Raw genomic sequence first — 13,966 nt, forward strand, 5'->3', positions numbered from 1 at the left:
CTTTAACTAAATAAGCTAAGGTATCAATGCCTTTTCTCATATCAGTCTTGCCGCAAACAATATATACTTGGCCGAGATCGTAAAGATTAATCATGGTAAGACTTTCTCTAGAATTTTAGTCATCACTTCAGGATCTAGAGAGCTATAAAAATTCAGTTCTAAATCTTTATTTTTAAGATTTAAAAGCAGAGTATTACGACTATTTCGTTTTGGAAACTTATTTTTATCTGTTAAAGGTACAATATCGTGTTTATCGTTCATAAAATTTGCCTCCTCAAAATTGATAAGACAAGTATAGGACGAAAGAAAAGGAGAAGATAGGTACTTCAGTTTTTGACGCTTACGATAAAACTTTTAGTATAATAAGTTTTAAGTTTAAAATTGATGTAAAAGGGATGAGAACAATTATGGCAATAAAAATGATTGCGATTGATTTGGATGGAACCTTATTAACTAGTGCCAATACCATTTCAGCTGAAACATTAAAAACACTAGGCCAAGTCCATAACCAAGGTATCAAAATAGTGCTAGCCTCAGGCAGGCCATTATCTGGGATTCTTGATTATACTAAGCAATTAGGCTTAGCTGGTGAGAATGAATATGCAGTAGTCTTTAACGGGGCTGTTGTTCAAAACTTAGCCGGAAAAGTTTTGATGAGCCAAGAAATGGATTATCGTGATTTTAATTTAATGTTGCGTTTGCAGCGCTTAAGCCATGTTAATCTGCATTTTGAAACAACTGAATGTTTTTGGACTTTGGACCGTGATTTGTGTGTGCAAATGCAGATTAACGCTGCATTTACCAATAATGAGATTAAAGTTCGTGATAAAAAAGAAATACCACAAGATTTTGTCTTTAATAAAGTTGGCTTTACCTGTCCAAAAGGCAGTGATCAAATTGCTAAGTTATGGGGAACTTTACCAGATTGGGCGTTTCAGTCATATGATATCGTTAGAAGTTTAGATAATTGTATTGAATTAAATGCGATTGGCGCTTCTAAAGGCAATGCAGTTATGGATTTGGCTGAACGATTAAAAATCAATCAAAAAGATGTCATGATCTTTGGTGATCAGGGTAATGATGTATCCATGTTTGAAAATCCAGAATTTCTAAAAGTGGCCATGGGTAATGCAATTGAAGATATTAAAAAGCGGGCGGATTTTGTGACGGATGATAATGATCATAATGGGGTCGCAAAGGCATTAAAGAAGTTTGTGCTTTAAAAAGAAAATAGCTTATAATGGAGCCCGTAGCAAGAAATAAATGAGCAAGAGGGCTTGGTATGAGAAAATGGATTTTACTTTTAACAAAAATAATAATGGTTGGTTTAGCAGGCTTTTCGTTATATCTGTTACTGCTTAGTCATGCCTCTGCTAGAGTGGATGATACTCATCAGATGGTTAAAACCATCATTCATCGCGTAGTCAAAAAGTCTGAAAACCCTGAACTCAAAACTGCCGTGAAAATTGTCGAAGGCTCTGGAATGGAGAACTTTTTGTTAGCCACTTTACCTAAAAAATATCAAGTCGGCTTTTCGTATGCTGATGTCTATCAGTTGACTACTAACTATGAAGAACATGGTAAAGTGACTGCCAAAGAACTTCATTTAAAAAGTAATAATCGGTTAGAAGATGTGGCGATGCAATTCTTAGTTAAGGAAATTAACCATCAATTGCATAAAGAAGCTGATCAAGTCTATCATGTTATCAGTGTTTATCGGTTTTCGATTTTTGTGATTATTTTGCTGTACATTTTAGCAGTCATCCAATTTATATTAGGACGCTATGCAGCTTCAATTTCTTTATTAATTGGCTGTTTTGGCTCATTTGGTGGTTTGTGGTATTTCTGCCAAGAAGCAACCAAGAGTTTGCAAAATCAGGTTTATAGCGGAATTAAGGTTACTCTCAATCCTGGTATTTGGTGGGGCTTGATTTTAGGAACTATTGCTGGAATTAGCTGGTTAATTGTGCTTAAATTTTTAAAGAACAAAAAGGATGTAACTCAAGATGCATAAAATTTTATTTGTTTGTCATGGTAATATTTGTCGCTCGCCAATGGCAGAATTTGTGATGAAAGATCTGGTTCATCAGGCTAAAATGGGAGATCAGTTTGTAATTGATTCTGCAGCGGCAACTAGTGATGCTGTTGGTCAGGGGATGGATCCAAGAACTAAAAGAGAACTAACTAAACAAGGAGTTCCTTTTACTAACCACTTTGCCCGACAAATGACCAAGGCAGATTACCAAAATTATGATTATCTCATTTGTATGGATGAAGAAAACTTTATGGATATGAATCAAATTACAGGTGGTGATCCAGAACAAAAAGAATACAAGTTATTACATTTTGTTGATAGTTTTCAAGATATAGATGATCCATGGTATACAAATGATTTTGACACAGCTTTTAAGCAGATTAAACGTGGCTGTGAGGGATTGTTTGCAAAATTAACAAAGTAGTAGTGAAGTTGAAAAGAAAACAATGAAATTTAAACCAGGTTGTTATCACGCTAAGATTGATAATCCAGCAAAATTACAAGTAGATCTTAAAGTGAATACAGATACAATTCTCGCCGTTAATATTGATACCTGGGACGGCGAAAAACACATTGAACAAGCAATCAAAGATGTTTTTTGTGGACAAATATTAGAAAAGCAATCAGTCAATATTGATGGAGTTTCATCAGCTAGCATTTTAACTAAGGGCGTTAAGTCTGTGGTTGGTAGTGCATTAGCTGATGCCATGGTGGAATAAACAATGAAGAAGTTATTACTATTGTCAACCGGGGGCACGATTGCCTCAGTTGTTTCAGAATCTGGACTAGTACCTAAAGAATCAGGTGAGCAGCTGATAAAAATGTTGGGTAATTTACCCTATGACATTGAAGTAAAGGATATCTTGCAACTTGATTCTTCTAATATCCAACCTGAAGAATGGAAATATATTGCAGAGCAAATCTACAAATATCGTTTGCAATATGATGGCATTGTACTTTCTCACGGAACCGATACGATGGCTTATACAGCCTCAATGCTGTCGTTTATGTTACAAAATATTGAAATTCCAGTAGTTTTAACGGGTAGCCAGGTACCAATTAATGTGGTTTTAAGTGATGCACCAGATAATTTACGCTTGGCCTTTGCTGCGGCTGCAAGTTGTCATCCAGGAATTTATTTAGCTTTCGATCATAAAATTATGTTGGGGTGTCGCACAGTTAAAGTTCGAACGACTAACTTTAACGCTTTTGAAAGTGTTAATGTTCCACCGGTTGCCCAAGTAACGTCTGATGGCCTAGTTTTTAAGCAACATGTAAAAAAGCATAAAGGTGCTTGTGTGCTGAATACCAAGATCAATCCTCATGTTTCCTTAGTTAAATTGTTCCCCGGCTTTGATCCCGATTTATTATTTGCGATGGCTAACAGTGGTTGTCGTGGGATTGTTATTGAAGCCTATGGGATGGGCGGAATGAATTATATTCGGCGTAATATGGTGGCAGCGGTTGGTAAATTAATCAAGATGGGTATCCCTGTGATTGCCAGCAGCCAATGCTTATATGAGCGGAGTGATCTAACTAAGTATGAAGTTGGGCGCTTAGCTTTACTTGAAGGAGCCATTAGTGCACGTGATATGACATCTGAGAGTGCAATTGCTAAATTGATGTGGGCATTAGGACAAAAAATGAATGTTCATGAAGTAGCAGACTTTTTTAACACTGACTTGGTGGGAGAAGTTTCACTTGATGAAGAATAGAAAAACAGCTGTGACAGTAGTTAAACTACTTGTTCACAGCTGTTTTTTTAGTTTTCAAAATATTTTTCTAAAACTTGCAAGACGCCACTTTCGTTATTACTTGGAGCGGTATATTTCGCTAATTTAATAATTTCAGGATTACCATTAGCCACGGCATAACTTAAACCAGCAAGTTCCAGCATTTCTTTATCATTTAAGCCGTCACCAAAGGCAATCAGTTCGCTAGGATCAACTTTGAAATAGCGCAAGAAATACTTCAAAGCTTGTGCTTTATTGATGCCAAACGGAACAATGTCAATGTCATCAAAGCCGCTTGTCGTGCAATGAATCCGTTCGTTATGATTATGGTTAAATTTGGCTTCAATTTCATCTGCTAATTCGGCAGAACAGTTCAAGGTTAATTTGATAATGCGCTCACTGGTTGGCATTTCAGTGAAGTCATTAATTGAAATTGAGTTTGGATAATAGAAGCGCATGCTCCGTTTAAAAGAATTAGGAGCTGAGTTTTTATAGTAAGATGCGTCTTTTCCGCTCACGCAGATTTGTGCTTGCGGATAATTAGTTTCAAGAAATTTTATTAAATCTAAACCAGTTGACTGGGTGAGGTAGTGACTAGAAATAATTTGATTATCTTTGACTAAAATTGCACCATTATCGGCAATCATATCAATTTCATCTAAATAATCAGCAAAATCTCTTTTTAAACGTGAAAGTGGGCGACCACTGGAAACAATAAAATGAATGTGATGGGCTTTGATTTGATCAAGTACCTTTCTGAAACGTTCGTGATCATAAGTTAAGTCATCATTCATAAATGTGCCATCCATATCCACGGCAATTGCTTTAAAAGGAATTTTTGTCATTTTTATCTCCTATAGTTTCTTTTTTCTCAATTATAACGTAAGCGTTTTAGAAACTATAGTTTTTTAATTGCAAAAAAAGTGAGTGAGAAAAATACTTTTCTCACTCACACTTTTTCAATCAATGATTAATCAGTAACATCTTCTTCGCCTTTAAAGGCATTATTCAAATTAGGCTTGCGCCGACCGATGAGCCACACAATAATTAAAGCGATAATTCCTTCAATTAAAATGTAAAGACCACGTAATGGTACAGTCTTTAGGCCACCAATTATTAATCCTAAGATCACTGCAATGACGATTAAGGCAATCATTGAGATCCATTGTGGTTTATCAAAAGCAACACCATATTCGGTTTCACGCCGTCTGATCCCTGGCAAAATTGCTCCCAAACCAATTAAGACAATGACAGCAACAATATTGATAACTAATTCATACCACCAAGTACCGCTGCCTTGAGGCACATCTTGAGGGGTGATTCCCATAATGGTTGCAATTGCAGTAACGAGCAGTAAGAACAATCCGACACCGTAAGCTACTTTGTCATTTTTAATGAAGACATATTTAGCTGGGAATTTCTTGGAGTTCTTTCTAATTCGCATAAAGGAATAGAAGATCCAGCAAGTAACTCCTGGTGAAACGATGGAGTTAAGGTTTAAGAGCCAATTGAAAATGTCATTCATGTCAGGTAAGAAAATACCCAGCAACATGATAAAGGCTGATAAAGAAACAGTTAGGATATAACCGTTGATTGGTAAGCCGTTCTTATCTTTTTTGCGCAAGAATTTAGGCATGTACTTTTTACCAGTATCCGAAATTAACATTCTTGTCATCGCATCAAGCAGCACTGCTAATAAAGCACAGTTGAAGAAAACAGAAGTCCATGACCAGAAGTAAAGTAAACCTTTACCCATGCCAAATTGTTGACCAACCATGTCAAAGACGTAGTAAGCACCGTTCATCTTCAAGTCATTAGGAATATGATGAGCATTGAAGTAGATTCCTAAAGCAAAAGAACCAAGCACAGTTAAGAAACCAGTCCAGGCAGCTAAGGCAACCATTGCCTTAGGGAAGTCATATTTAGGCTTCTTCATTTGGGTTACGTAAGGTGCGACCAATTCAGCGCCGTTCATGGCGTAAATCAACATTGCGATCGTTGAGAAGTAATGCCAATCAAATTTAGGAATCATGGTCCGCCAAGTAAATGGTTGTGTAGCCATGTGACCACCAGATTTGGCCAAGCCGATGAAGGCTAAGATAACGAAAATCACTGCCATTAAAACCATTAGGCCTCCACCAATGGTAGATAAAACTTCCATTGAACGAGAAAAATGGTGTTCAACAATGATAAAGATGATGAACATTACGAAAGTCAAGATGGCAAACATGCTGTTAGAAATTTTATCTTGGAAGTGACTTGATCCAGTTAAAGCCCAACCTAAGTCAACGATGATTTCGTTAGCGGAGTCAACAGCATAAGGAATTGAAGCTGCCCAGTAGGTCCAAGCAGTAAAGTAACCTAAAAATTCACCGTCGGTCCCACGTACCCAGGAGGATAAACCGCCACCTTCTTTATTAAAGACAGATCCTAATTGACCTACCATTAATGAATAAGGAATAACGTAAAACAGAACCATCACAATCCAAGAAAAGATGACTGACATTCCTTGGTTTTGGAAGTTGTACATGATGTCATCGATCCCGATAACGGTTACCAAAGCCATCAAGAATAGCACTTGCCAAGAAATGTATTTCTTTTGTGGATTTAAATCTTTAATTTCTTCTTCCACTTTTTATTTTCGTCCCTCTCTATTTAAAACTAATCCCTATTTGTTTTAAATAGAATTTACCAGGGGACTTATTTTTAAACTTTTCCTTCAAAATAAAACGTCCTTTCCCTAAAAATGAGGGTATTCTTCAATATTTTACCTAGATCTGGCAAGTGCTGCTAGTCTAAAAGCGCTTACTGATTAATAAAAATTGCAATTTTGATAAAGATTTGGATTTTTGCTTATAATTTCAACTATTTTTGGGTAAATTTTAGTTAAGGTAAATGAAAGGAAAGAGGCATGCAAAAATTTAAATTTCGTAAAAAAGAAAAGATTTATCTTCTAATCGCTTTACTAGTATTATTAGTCTTATTTATTTCTAGTTCCATGACATATCATCAACAACAAATGCGTCCTGGCTTTATCCATCGCCACTTACGCTTCATTGAGCAAATTGTTGGAAACTGGAATATTTATTATGGTGGAGAGTGGCATAATGCTCAAGGCAGTGGTGGAGTTGCCGGAATGACTGAATTTGTGGTGCGTAAATTAGCGCACTTTGGTTCATACTTTTTATTGGGCTTATTTGGCTATTTAGGACTAAAGCGAATTTTTAAGTTGCCTTGGATTGCACCTATTTTAACTTGGTTAAGTGTGCTTGGGCTAGCAGCACTAGATGAATATCATCAATATTTGACCGGTGACCGCACGCCGAGTGTTTTTGATGTGATGCTTGACGGCACTGGGGCTATAGTAGCAATTCTATTTTGTATAATTATTAATTGGCTGCTTAAAAAATTTAGGAAAAATCAAGTTTAAATCCTCGCCAATATTGAATTTTAACTACACGTGAGTTAAGATAATAAACGTTAATAAAGATTAAAGTATAGAAAGAAGGATTCTTATGTCAGGACATTCAAAATGGCACAATATTCAAGGCCGCAAGAATGCACAAGACGCTAAGAGAGGTAAAGTATTCCAAAAATTATCTCGTGAAATTTATATGGCTGCAAAGAGTGGTGGTCCTGACCCTTCAGGGAATCCTACTTTGCGGATGGTAATCGATAAGGCTCGTTCAAACAACATGCCTAAGGACAATATCCAACGTGCCATCAAGAAGGCTGAAGGTAACTCAGATGAACACTACGACGAAATCACTTATGAAGGTTACGCTCCAGGTGGTGTAGCAGTCTTTGTTGAAGCCTTAACTGATAACAAGAACCGGACTGCTTCAGCTGTTCGTGTTGCATTCACCCGTAATGGTGGTTCTCTTGGTGCTACTGGTTCAGTTGCATACATGTTCGACCGTAAGGGTTACATTGTAATTGATCGTTCAACTACTGATGCTGATGAAGATCAAGTTTTACTTGATGTGATGGATGCTGGTGGTGACGATTTACAGACAAGTGATGATGCTTTTGAAATCTACACTGATCCTAAGCAATTCACTCAAGTTCGTGATGCCCTTGAAAAAGATGGCTACAAGCTTGCTGCTGCTGAATTAACAATGGTACCTCAAAATACCACTCCAGTTCCTGCTGACAAGAAGGAACAATTCCAACATCTTGTTGACCAATTGGAAGACGATGATGATGTTCAAAACGTTTATACTGCAGCTGCAGATGACGATGAATAATTGATTAAAAAATAATAAAATCACTCAGTTTTTAAACTGGGTGATTTTTTTTGCACTTTTTTCGGAGAAATCGCATTTTTTGCGTATGTAAATAATAGGGGCTAAAAAAGGAGGCTTTTAATGGAAGCTAAAGAAATCGTAAAAAAATTAGTTAGTACAGCCATTGAAGTGCATACGAGTGATATTTTTTTGCTGCCGAAAAGAGATAAGTATCAAGTATCGTTTCGACATCATAATGAGGTTGTCGCTTATCAAGAGTTAAAAATTGACGATGGTCGTGAACTAATTAACTTTTTTAAATATGCAGCGCAAATGGATATTTCAGAACACCGGCGTCCTCAAGTGGGGGCAATGACTTTCGAAGAAGATGAGCAGGAGTATTACTTACGCTTGTCAAGTATTGGCGATTTTAATGATCGTGAGTCGTTAGTTGTCCGAATCATTTACCAAATTAAGCAAAGCAGTTACTTTCTTCCGGATCAATTGACCCAATTAGCGGCATTGACGGTAAAGAGAGGCTTAATTGTGACTAGTGGCCCTACTGGTTCTGGTAAAACTACGACCATGTATGAATTGGCAAAGAGATGTGGCAAAAATCGCATTGTAATGACGATTGAGGATCCAGTAGAAGTTTATGAGAAGAGTTTTTTACAAGCTCAGGTTAATCATGAAGCCGGTATCGACTATCAGAGCTTACTGAAGGCAGCGCTGCGACATCGGCCAGATATTTTAATTGTTGGTGAAATCCGTGACGAGGGAACTGCACGTCTAGCAATTGATGCTGCTCTAAGTGGGCACCTTGTTTTGGCAACGGTCCACGCCAAGAGTACTTTACAGACCATTTCGCGTTTGGAAGGGTTAGGAATTAGCTCTGACGAACTTGAAAACAGTTTAACTGCCGTATCTTATCAGCGCCTAATTCCAGTTGCCCAAGAAGAGCAAGTAGCCTGTTTATTAGATTTGGCTAGTGGCAATCTACTCAAAGAAAACATTCGTCAAAAGGTTCGTGGTGAGTTTGTTACTTGGCAAGATAATTTGGCGCTACTAGAAAAGGAGGGACGAATTAGTGCAACTAGCAGTGAATTTTACCAAGAAGGATAAATTAACAAGTAGTGAAAAATTAGAGTTCCTAGATTACCTCAAGCATAGCTTAGAGAATGGCTTTTCTTTGAGTAATAGTATTGCTCTAATGCCAGCTTTATGGCCGAAAAAGCAAGCACTGATGCAAAAGCTGGATCAAACTATGCAAACTGGTGGTGATTTCGCCAATGGATTATTAAAGCTGGGCTTTTCCAAAACGACAGTGACACAAATTAAGATGGCTCTGCAGCAGGGAAACTTGATTGAATGTTTGACTCAGATCGCAACGCTAACCAGATTGAAAAATGATCAACTGAAAAAATTGCGAGCAGAGTTATCATATCCCTTTGTTTTGGCTGGGATGATGGTTATTTTACTTGTTTTTATGCAGACTTTTGTTTCTAGCCAATTTACGCAAAGCCAAGACCACACCGGAGATTACTTACTGATTGGCTTAATTATTTTTGCTATCATTGCGACATATTACGGGTATCAGATCTTAAAACTACTGAGCCGGCAAGATTATCAATCATTGAAAAAACTCGCTTCCTATCCTGCCATTGGGCCAGTAATTAAGACATATGTAAATTACTTGTTAGTTTATGATATTGGCCTTTTACTTGCTAGTGGCTTTTCACTGCAAAAAATGTGTGAGTATGCCAGCAAGCAAGAAAAAGGTTCTTTGCAACAATATCTTGGTCAAAGTATTGGTGAACAATTGGCAAAAGGAAAGAATTTGACCACGATTGTTAAACAAGAAGTATTTTTGCCAGATACATTGTTAATCTTTTTGCAAACTGGAGCCGAAAGAAGCAGTTTGAGCAAAAGTTGTTTAGTTTTGGGAAGAAGTTTATTTAATGAACTAACTACTAAAATTGAAAAATTAGTAGTGAATGTTCAGCCACTTTGTTTTGTCTTAATTGGTTTTTGCATCATTGGCATGTACTTAAAACTGTTGTTACCAATGTATGCCATGATGCAAGGAATTTAAAGGAGAAAAGTATGAAGAAGTATTTGTTAAATTTATTGAAGAAGCACCGCAATCAAAAAGGTTTTACTTTGATTGAAATGGTAGTCGTTATTGCCATTATTGTCTTATTGTTGATAATTATTGCGCCGAACTTAACGAAGCAGAAAAAGAATGCTGCTAATCGGACTGATGAAGCTTTTAAGACAACTTTACAAACTCAAGTGGAATTGTATGAAAATGAAAATCATGGTCATGTACCGTCCTTTGATGATTTGCGCAAAGGTAACTACCTCACTGATGATCAATTCAATAAGAGTAAGGATTATGTAATCAATGAAGATGGCGAAGTTAAGAAAAAGTAGTGGTTTCACAATCCTTGAAACTCTGATCACCTTAATTATTGCCTGTGGTTTAGCTTTAATTGGAACTTTACATCTGAAAGAATATCAGCTCGACCTTTTGCTTAATAATTCAGTCAAGGAAACCGTCACAGCAATTGAGCAAGCGAGTCGAATTAGTACAATTAATCGTGAACAAACTAGTGTATCTTACTTGCCAGCCAGTTCTTATCTAGTATTAAATGGAATCCACTTTCATCGGCAAATTGAATTGGATCCGCGGATTAAAATTAAGAACTTACAGGATTTTAGTATTTCACGTAATGGGACAATTTCACCGCGGACCATTGAATTCACAAATGGACGCAAAGTTAAAAAGATCAAAATTCAAATGACATGGGGGCGAGCAATTGAACAATAAATGTCGAGGTTTTCTATTGTTAGAAAGCATTGTGGCAATTACGTTAACTTTTTTAGGAGTTATGCTCTTAGCCTTAGTTGTTGCTGATGGACAAAAATTTGAACGCAAGATGGAAGAAAAAACTGATCAGGCAGTGGCAACGCATATTATGAGGAAGAATGATTTAACTAAAATCACGATTCATAGTCGGACTTATCGTTTAGGTGATCACGATGAAAAGTAAGGGCTTTTTGTTGGCAGAAGCTGTTTTTTCGCTTTTTATTACGATGATTGTCTTATTGATGTTGCAAAACCTCCTAAAGAGTTTGCAAACTGCTAATAAGAGCAGCCATCATGCTGATGAAGTGGCTTATAGTTATGTGCAATTGAACCGCTTTTTACATCAATCAGAATATCAAAGGATTTATGTTGATCCTGATCTTAGTAATGAAAATAAAGTCATCATTTGTAAGGTTAAACGGCAGGGTGGTCGCAATGTTATCGATCGTTATGCAATTGAACAATATGAGGACATGATTCGGGCACGCGGTTGGGCTTCAGGGCATATGCCGCTATTATTGCATGTTAAAAAAAGCCGCTTTACTGCCAAAAATGGTCAATTCAAAATTTGGCTGCAAGAAGAAGATAAGCGAGTTTCAGAATTAGTGTTTAAAGTTGATCCTAAACCTAAGAGGTGAAAAATGAGAAAAACAAAAGGAAGTGCACTCTTGAGTAGTGTCTTTGTCTTATTAACTTGTTTGTTATTTATCAAGCTGTATCAGCAAATTTATCATGATAGCATGGAAAATAACCAAATGATCATTCAATATTTGAACCACGATTAACATTGCTTGCACCAGCTTTGCGCTTTCTTTAAAATGAAAAGGATAGCAAAAAGAAGGGTGAGAGTAATGGATAAATTCGAACAAATATTTAATCATTTTTTGACATGTGTAACTACTTTGCAAGAGGCTTTAAATGTTTCTTTTGGTGAAGCTTTGACTGAAACCTTTGACAATTTAGAAACTGGAAAAATTAAAGTTGAAATGGGAGCCCCTGATCAGGCTACGGTTGCCAAATTGAGTAAATTATATGCTGGACTTGATTATGATAATTTAAGTCATAAAATGAAAGTCCAAGTCTTTACTTATTTGACTTTGAAGGCAATTAACGATGATGGTCGAGACGCAAATCAAATGCCGACTCCGCCAATTATTTCTACTGTTGTCGCATTATTGATGCAAAAGCTATTACCTAATAAGAAATTAGAGGTAGTAGATCCAGCCTTAGGTACTGGTAACTTGCTCTACTCAGTGATCAATCAACTTAAAGCAGAAAATCATTCAAGGGACAATTATCAACTAGTAGGAATTGATAATGATGAAGAGATGCTTAATTTAGCTGACATTGCTGCTCATTTGAATAATTTAAAGATTGACCTCTATTGTCAAGATGCTTTAACGCCGTGGATGGTAGAAGCAGCCGATGCAGTGGTTAGTGATCTGCCAATTGGTTATTACCCAGTTGATGAAAATGCGAAGAACTTTGCGACTAAGTCACTTAAGGGGCATTCTCTTGCACACTTATTGTTTGTTGAACAAATCATCAAAAATTTAAAACCAGGTGGCTGGAGCTTTTTAATTGTGCCTAAATCGATCTTAGCTGGTAAAGGCGGAGCAGATTTTATGCCGTGGTTATCAGAAAAAGTTTACTTAAAAGCAATTGTCGAATTACCGGATAATTTGTTTAAAAATAAATTCAATGAAAAATCAATTTTAGTATTTCAAAATCATGGTGAAAACGCTGTCAGCAGTGAGGTTTTGCTCACAAAGTTGGACTCTTTGAAGCAGCAAGAAGCGTTAATTAAGTTTAATGTTAAGCTAAACGAGTGGTATACTAAAATCAATCATTAGTTTGTGAAATTTTGAAAACTTAATTTTGGAGGAATTTTCATATGAAGAAAGTATTAGCAATTAATTCAGGTAGTTCTTCATTCAAATATAAACTTTTTTCTTTGCCAGATGAAAAAGTAATCGCTGAAGGAATGGCTGATCGAGTAGGTCTTGATGGCTCAACTTTTGAAATTAAACTTGAAAATGGCGAAAAACATGTTGATGAAGTAGCAATTCCTGATCAAGAAACTGCTGTTAAGCTTTTGCTTGATGATTTGAAGAAATATGATGTCGTTGAAGACTTAGATGAAATTGCTGGTGTTGGTCACCGAATCGTAGCTGGTGGGGAAGACTTTACAGATTCTGCCATTATTGATAAAGATAATTTACAAAATATCTTTGACTTAAAAGAATACGCTCCTTTGCATAATCCTGCAGAAGGAGAAGGAATTAAGGCCTTCATGAAGTTGTTACCAAATGTGCCAGAAGTTGGCGTCTTTGATACTTCATTCCACCAAACTTTGGATCCAGTTCAATACTTATATCCTGTTCCTTATGAATATTATGAAAAGTATAAGGCTCGTAAGTACGGTGCTCATGGTACCTCTGTTCGTTACGCATCAGCACGAATGGCAGAAATGATGCACAAGGATGTTAAAGACTTAAAGATGATCGTTTGTCACCTAGGGTCAGGTGCTTCAATTACTGCCGTCAAAGATGGTAAATCATTTGATACTTCAATGGGCTTTAGTCCTTTAGCCGGAATTATGATGGCTACTCGTTCAGGCGATGTTGATCCTTCACTTTTGCAATTTGTGATGGAAAAAGAAAACCTGAATATGGATCAAATGATTGACATTTTGAACCACAAGTCAGGTTTGCTAGGTGTTTCTGGTATTTCTCCAGATATGCGTGACTTGAAACATAATAAAGATCCTCGTGCACAACTTGCTCGTAAGATGTTTATTAACCGCATCGTTCGTTATATTGGTGAATACATCGCTGAACTTGGTGGTGTGGATGCAATTGCCTTTACTGCCGGCATTGGTGAACATGATAAGCGCGTTCGTCGTGGTGTCATGGAAGCCTTTGAATTTATGGGACTTGATCCGGACTTTGATGCTAATGAAACTAATGGCGAAAAGTTCATTTCTAAACCTGATTCAAAGATTACTGTTGCAATTGTTCCAACTGATGAGGAATTAATGATTGAGCGTGATGTTGTTCGTTTGGCTAAGTTAGATTAATTTAGCTTTTCATTCGCAAGTTTG

At 36.7% G+C, this 13,966-nt stretch carries 19 protein-coding genes; 16 read left to right on the forward strand and 3 right to left on the reverse strand.

Features of this window, described 5'->3' with window-relative positions; genetic code table 11:
- Positions 1 to 90: 90 nt before the first annotated feature.
- A complete protein-coding gene (locus EJK17_RS11395; protein WP_168180718.1) occupies positions 91 to 261 on the reverse strand; it encodes a hypothetical protein in 171 nt (56 codons plus the stop codon).
- 146 nt (positions 262 to 407) lie between these two features.
- On the opposite strand from EJK17_RS11395, the gene EJK17_RS02980 reads away from it, so the two are divergent.
- Genes EJK17_RS02980 through EJK17_RS03000 form a run of 5 tightly spaced genes read left to right on the forward strand, consistent with a single transcriptional unit; the run spans position 408 to position 3,750 of the window.
- Complete coding sequence (locus tag EJK17_RS02980) at positions 408 to 1,223, forward strand: Cof-type HAD-IIB family hydrolase (protein ID WP_103661021.1); 816 nt, start codon at positions 408 to 410, stop codon at positions 1,221 to 1,223.
- 59 nt (positions 1,224 to 1,282) lie between these two features.
- Positions 1,283 to 2,014 carry a hypothetical protein gene (locus EJK17_RS02985; RefSeq protein ID WP_103661022.1) on the forward strand — a complete coding sequence of 244 codons (732 nt, stop codon included), beginning with the start codon at positions 1,283 to 1,285 and terminating at the stop codon, positions 2,012 to 2,014.
- Positions 2,007 to 2,459 carry a low molecular weight protein-tyrosine-phosphatase gene (locus tag EJK17_RS02990; RefSeq protein WP_103661023.1) on the forward strand — a complete coding sequence of 151 codons (453 nt, stop codon included), beginning with the start codon at positions 2,007 to 2,009 and terminating at the stop codon, positions 2,457 to 2,459. The genes EJK17_RS02985 and EJK17_RS02990 overlap by 8 nt, the downstream gene beginning before the upstream one ends.
- 22 nt (positions 2,460 to 2,481) lie before the next feature.
- On the forward strand, positions 2,482 to 2,754 hold the full coding sequence (locus EJK17_RS02995; protein WP_103661024.1) for a hypothetical protein: 273 nt from the start codon (positions 2,482 to 2,484) through the stop codon (positions 2,752 to 2,754).
- A gap of 3 nt (positions 2,755 to 2,757) precedes the next feature.
- Positions 2,758 to 3,750: an asparaginase gene (locus tag EJK17_RS03000; RefSeq protein WP_103661025.1), complete on the forward strand. Its 993-nt coding sequence runs from the start codon at positions 2,758 to 2,760 to the stop codon at positions 3,748 to 3,750.
- 47 nt (positions 3,751 to 3,797) lie between these two features.
- Here the strand turns inward: EJK17_RS03000 and EJK17_RS03005 are convergent, their stop codons facing one another.
- Positions 3,798 to 4,613, reverse strand: a complete 816-nt coding sequence (locus EJK17_RS03005; protein ID WP_103661026.1) for a Cof-type HAD-IIB family hydrolase — start codon at positions 4,611 to 4,613, stop codon at positions 3,798 to 3,800.
- Between the two features lie 125 nt (positions 4,614 to 4,738).
- On the reverse strand, positions 4,739 to 6,334 hold the full coding sequence (locus EJK17_RS03010; RefSeq protein WP_201738251.1) for an amino acid permease: 1,596 nt from the start codon (positions 6,332 to 6,334) through the stop codon (positions 4,739 to 4,741).
- Positions 6,335 to 6,679: 345 nt separating this feature from the next.
- On the opposite strand from EJK17_RS03010, the gene EJK17_RS03015 reads away from it, so the two are divergent.
- The 11 genes from EJK17_RS03015 to EJK17_RS03060 all read left to right on the forward strand — a co-directional run bounded on the left by EJK17_RS03015 (position 6,680) and on the right by EJK17_RS03060 (position 13,942).
- Complete coding sequence (locus EJK17_RS03015; protein WP_103661028.1) at positions 6,680 to 7,198, forward strand: VanZ family protein; 519 nt, start codon at positions 6,680 to 6,682, stop codon at positions 7,196 to 7,198.
- 85 nt (positions 7,199 to 7,283) lie between these two features.
- Positions 7,284 to 8,015: a YebC/PmpR family DNA-binding transcriptional regulator gene (locus EJK17_RS03020; protein ID WP_103661029.1), complete on the forward strand. Its 732-nt coding sequence runs from the start codon at positions 7,284 to 7,286 to the stop codon at positions 8,013 to 8,015.
- Between the two features lie 120 nt (positions 8,016 to 8,135).
- Entirely contained in the window at positions 8,136 to 9,116 is a 981-nt protein-coding gene (gene comGA / locus EJK17_RS03025; protein WP_103661030.1) for a competence type IV pilus ATPase ComGA, read from the forward strand.
- On the forward strand, positions 9,082 to 10,086 hold the full coding sequence (locus EJK17_RS03030; RefSeq protein ID WP_236629299.1) for a type II secretion system F family protein: 1,005 nt from the start codon (positions 9,082 to 9,084) through the stop codon (positions 10,084 to 10,086). The genes comGA and EJK17_RS03030 overlap by 35 nt, the downstream gene beginning before the upstream one ends.
- An 11-nt stretch (positions 10,087 to 10,097) precedes the next feature.
- A complete protein-coding gene (gene comGC / locus EJK17_RS03035; protein ID WP_103661031.1) occupies positions 10,098 to 10,427 on the forward strand; it encodes a competence type IV pilus major pilin ComGC in 330 nt (109 codons plus the stop codon).
- Positions 10,399 to 10,824 carry a pilus assembly FimT family protein gene (locus EJK17_RS03040; RefSeq protein ID WP_236629300.1) on the forward strand — a complete coding sequence of 142 codons (426 nt, stop codon included), beginning with the start codon at positions 10,399 to 10,401 and terminating at the stop codon, positions 10,822 to 10,824. The genes comGC and EJK17_RS03040 overlap by 29 nt, the downstream gene beginning before the upstream one ends.
- 16 nt (positions 10,825 to 10,840) lie before the next feature.
- Positions 10,841 to 11,047 carry a hypothetical protein gene (locus EJK17_RS03045; RefSeq protein WP_103661032.1) on the forward strand — a complete coding sequence of 69 codons (207 nt, stop codon included), beginning with the start codon at positions 10,841 to 10,843 and terminating at the stop codon, positions 11,045 to 11,047.
- Between the two features lie 10 nt (positions 11,048 to 11,057).
- Positions 11,058 to 11,501 (forward strand): ComGF family competence protein, encoded by a 444-nt coding sequence (locus EJK17_RS03050; RefSeq protein ID WP_161494892.1) that lies wholly within the window; start codon positions 11,058 to 11,060, stop codon positions 11,499 to 11,501.
- Between the two features lie 3 nt (positions 11,502 to 11,504).
- On the forward strand, positions 11,505 to 11,648 hold the full coding sequence (locus EJK17_RS11400; RefSeq protein WP_168180721.1) for a hypothetical protein: 144 nt from the start codon (positions 11,505 to 11,507) through the stop codon (positions 11,646 to 11,648).
- A 66-nt stretch (positions 11,649 to 11,714) separates the two neighbouring features.
- Positions 11,715 to 12,716 carry a class I SAM-dependent methyltransferase gene (locus EJK17_RS03055; protein WP_103661034.1) on the forward strand — a complete coding sequence of 334 codons (1,002 nt, stop codon included), beginning with the start codon at positions 11,715 to 11,717 and terminating at the stop codon, positions 12,714 to 12,716.
- A gap of 41 nt (positions 12,717 to 12,757) precedes the next feature.
- The gene (locus EJK17_RS03060; RefSeq protein WP_103661035.1) at positions 12,758 to 13,942 is read left to right on the forward strand and encodes an acetate/propionate family kinase; all 1,185 of its coding nucleotides are present in this window, start codon (positions 12,758 to 12,760) and stop codon (positions 13,940 to 13,942) included.
- Positions 13,943 to 13,966: the final 24 nt, after the last annotated feature.

Source organism: Lactobacillus xujianguonis (genome assembly GCF_004009905.1).
In the GTDB taxonomy this organism is placed as follows: domain Bacteria; phylum Bacillota; class Bacilli; order Lactobacillales; family Lactobacillaceae; genus Lactobacillus; species Lactobacillus xujianguonis.

Bases quoted from the DNA above. Each gene is read 5' to 3' on its own strand.
- EJK17_RS11395 (WP_168180718.1), bottom strand. From the start codon at position 261: ATGAACGATAAACACGATATTGTACCTTTAACAGATAAAAATAAGTTT.
- EJK17_RS02980 (WP_103661021.1), top strand. From the start codon at position 408: ATGGCAATAAAAATGATTGCGATTGATTTGGATGGAACCTTATTAACT.
- EJK17_RS02985 (WP_103661022.1), top strand. From the start codon at position 1,283: ATGAGAAAATGGATTTTACTTTTAACAAAAATAATAATGGTTGGTTTA.
- EJK17_RS02990 (WP_103661023.1), top strand. From the start codon at position 2,007: ATGCATAAAATTTTATTTGTTTGTCATGGTAATATTTGTCGCTCGCCA.
- EJK17_RS02995 (WP_103661024.1), top strand. From the start codon at position 2,482: ATGAAATTTAAACCAGGTTGTTATCACGCTAAGATTGATAATCCAGCA.
- EJK17_RS03000 (WP_103661025.1), top strand. From the start codon at position 2,758: ATGAAGAAGTTATTACTATTGTCAACCGGGGGCACGATTGCCTCAGTT.
- EJK17_RS03005 (WP_103661026.1), bottom strand. From the start codon at position 4,613: ATGACAAAAATTCCTTTTAAAGCAATTGCCGTGGATATGGATGGCACA.
- EJK17_RS03010 (WP_201738251.1), bottom strand. From the start codon at position 6,334: ATGGCTTTGGTAACCGTTATCGGGATCGATGACATCATGTACAACTTC.
- EJK17_RS03015 (WP_103661028.1), top strand. From the start codon at position 6,680: ATGCAAAAATTTAAATTTCGTAAAAAAGAAAAGATTTATCTTCTAATC.
- EJK17_RS03020 (WP_103661029.1), top strand. From the start codon at position 7,284: ATGTCAGGACATTCAAAATGGCACAATATTCAAGGCCGCAAGAATGCA.
- comGA (WP_103661030.1), top strand. From the start codon at position 8,136: ATGGAAGCTAAAGAAATCGTAAAAAAATTAGTTAGTACAGCCATTGAA.
- comGC (WP_103661031.1), top strand. From the start codon at position 10,098: ATGAAGAAGTATTTGTTAAATTTATTGAAGAAGCACCGCAATCAAAAA.
- EJK17_RS03040 (WP_236629300.1), top strand. From the start codon at position 10,399: ATGAAGATGGCGAAGTTAAGAAAAAGTAGTGGTTTCACAATCCTTGAA.
- EJK17_RS11400 (WP_168180721.1), top strand. From the start codon at position 11,505: ATGAGAAAAACAAAAGGAAGTGCACTCTTGAGTAGTGTCTTTGTCTTA.
- EJK17_RS03055 (WP_103661034.1), top strand. From the start codon at position 11,715: ATGGATAAATTCGAACAAATATTTAATCATTTTTTGACATGTGTAACT.
- EJK17_RS03060 (WP_103661035.1), top strand. From the start codon at position 12,758: ATGAAGAAAGTATTAGCAATTAATTCAGGTAGTTCTTCATTCAAATAT.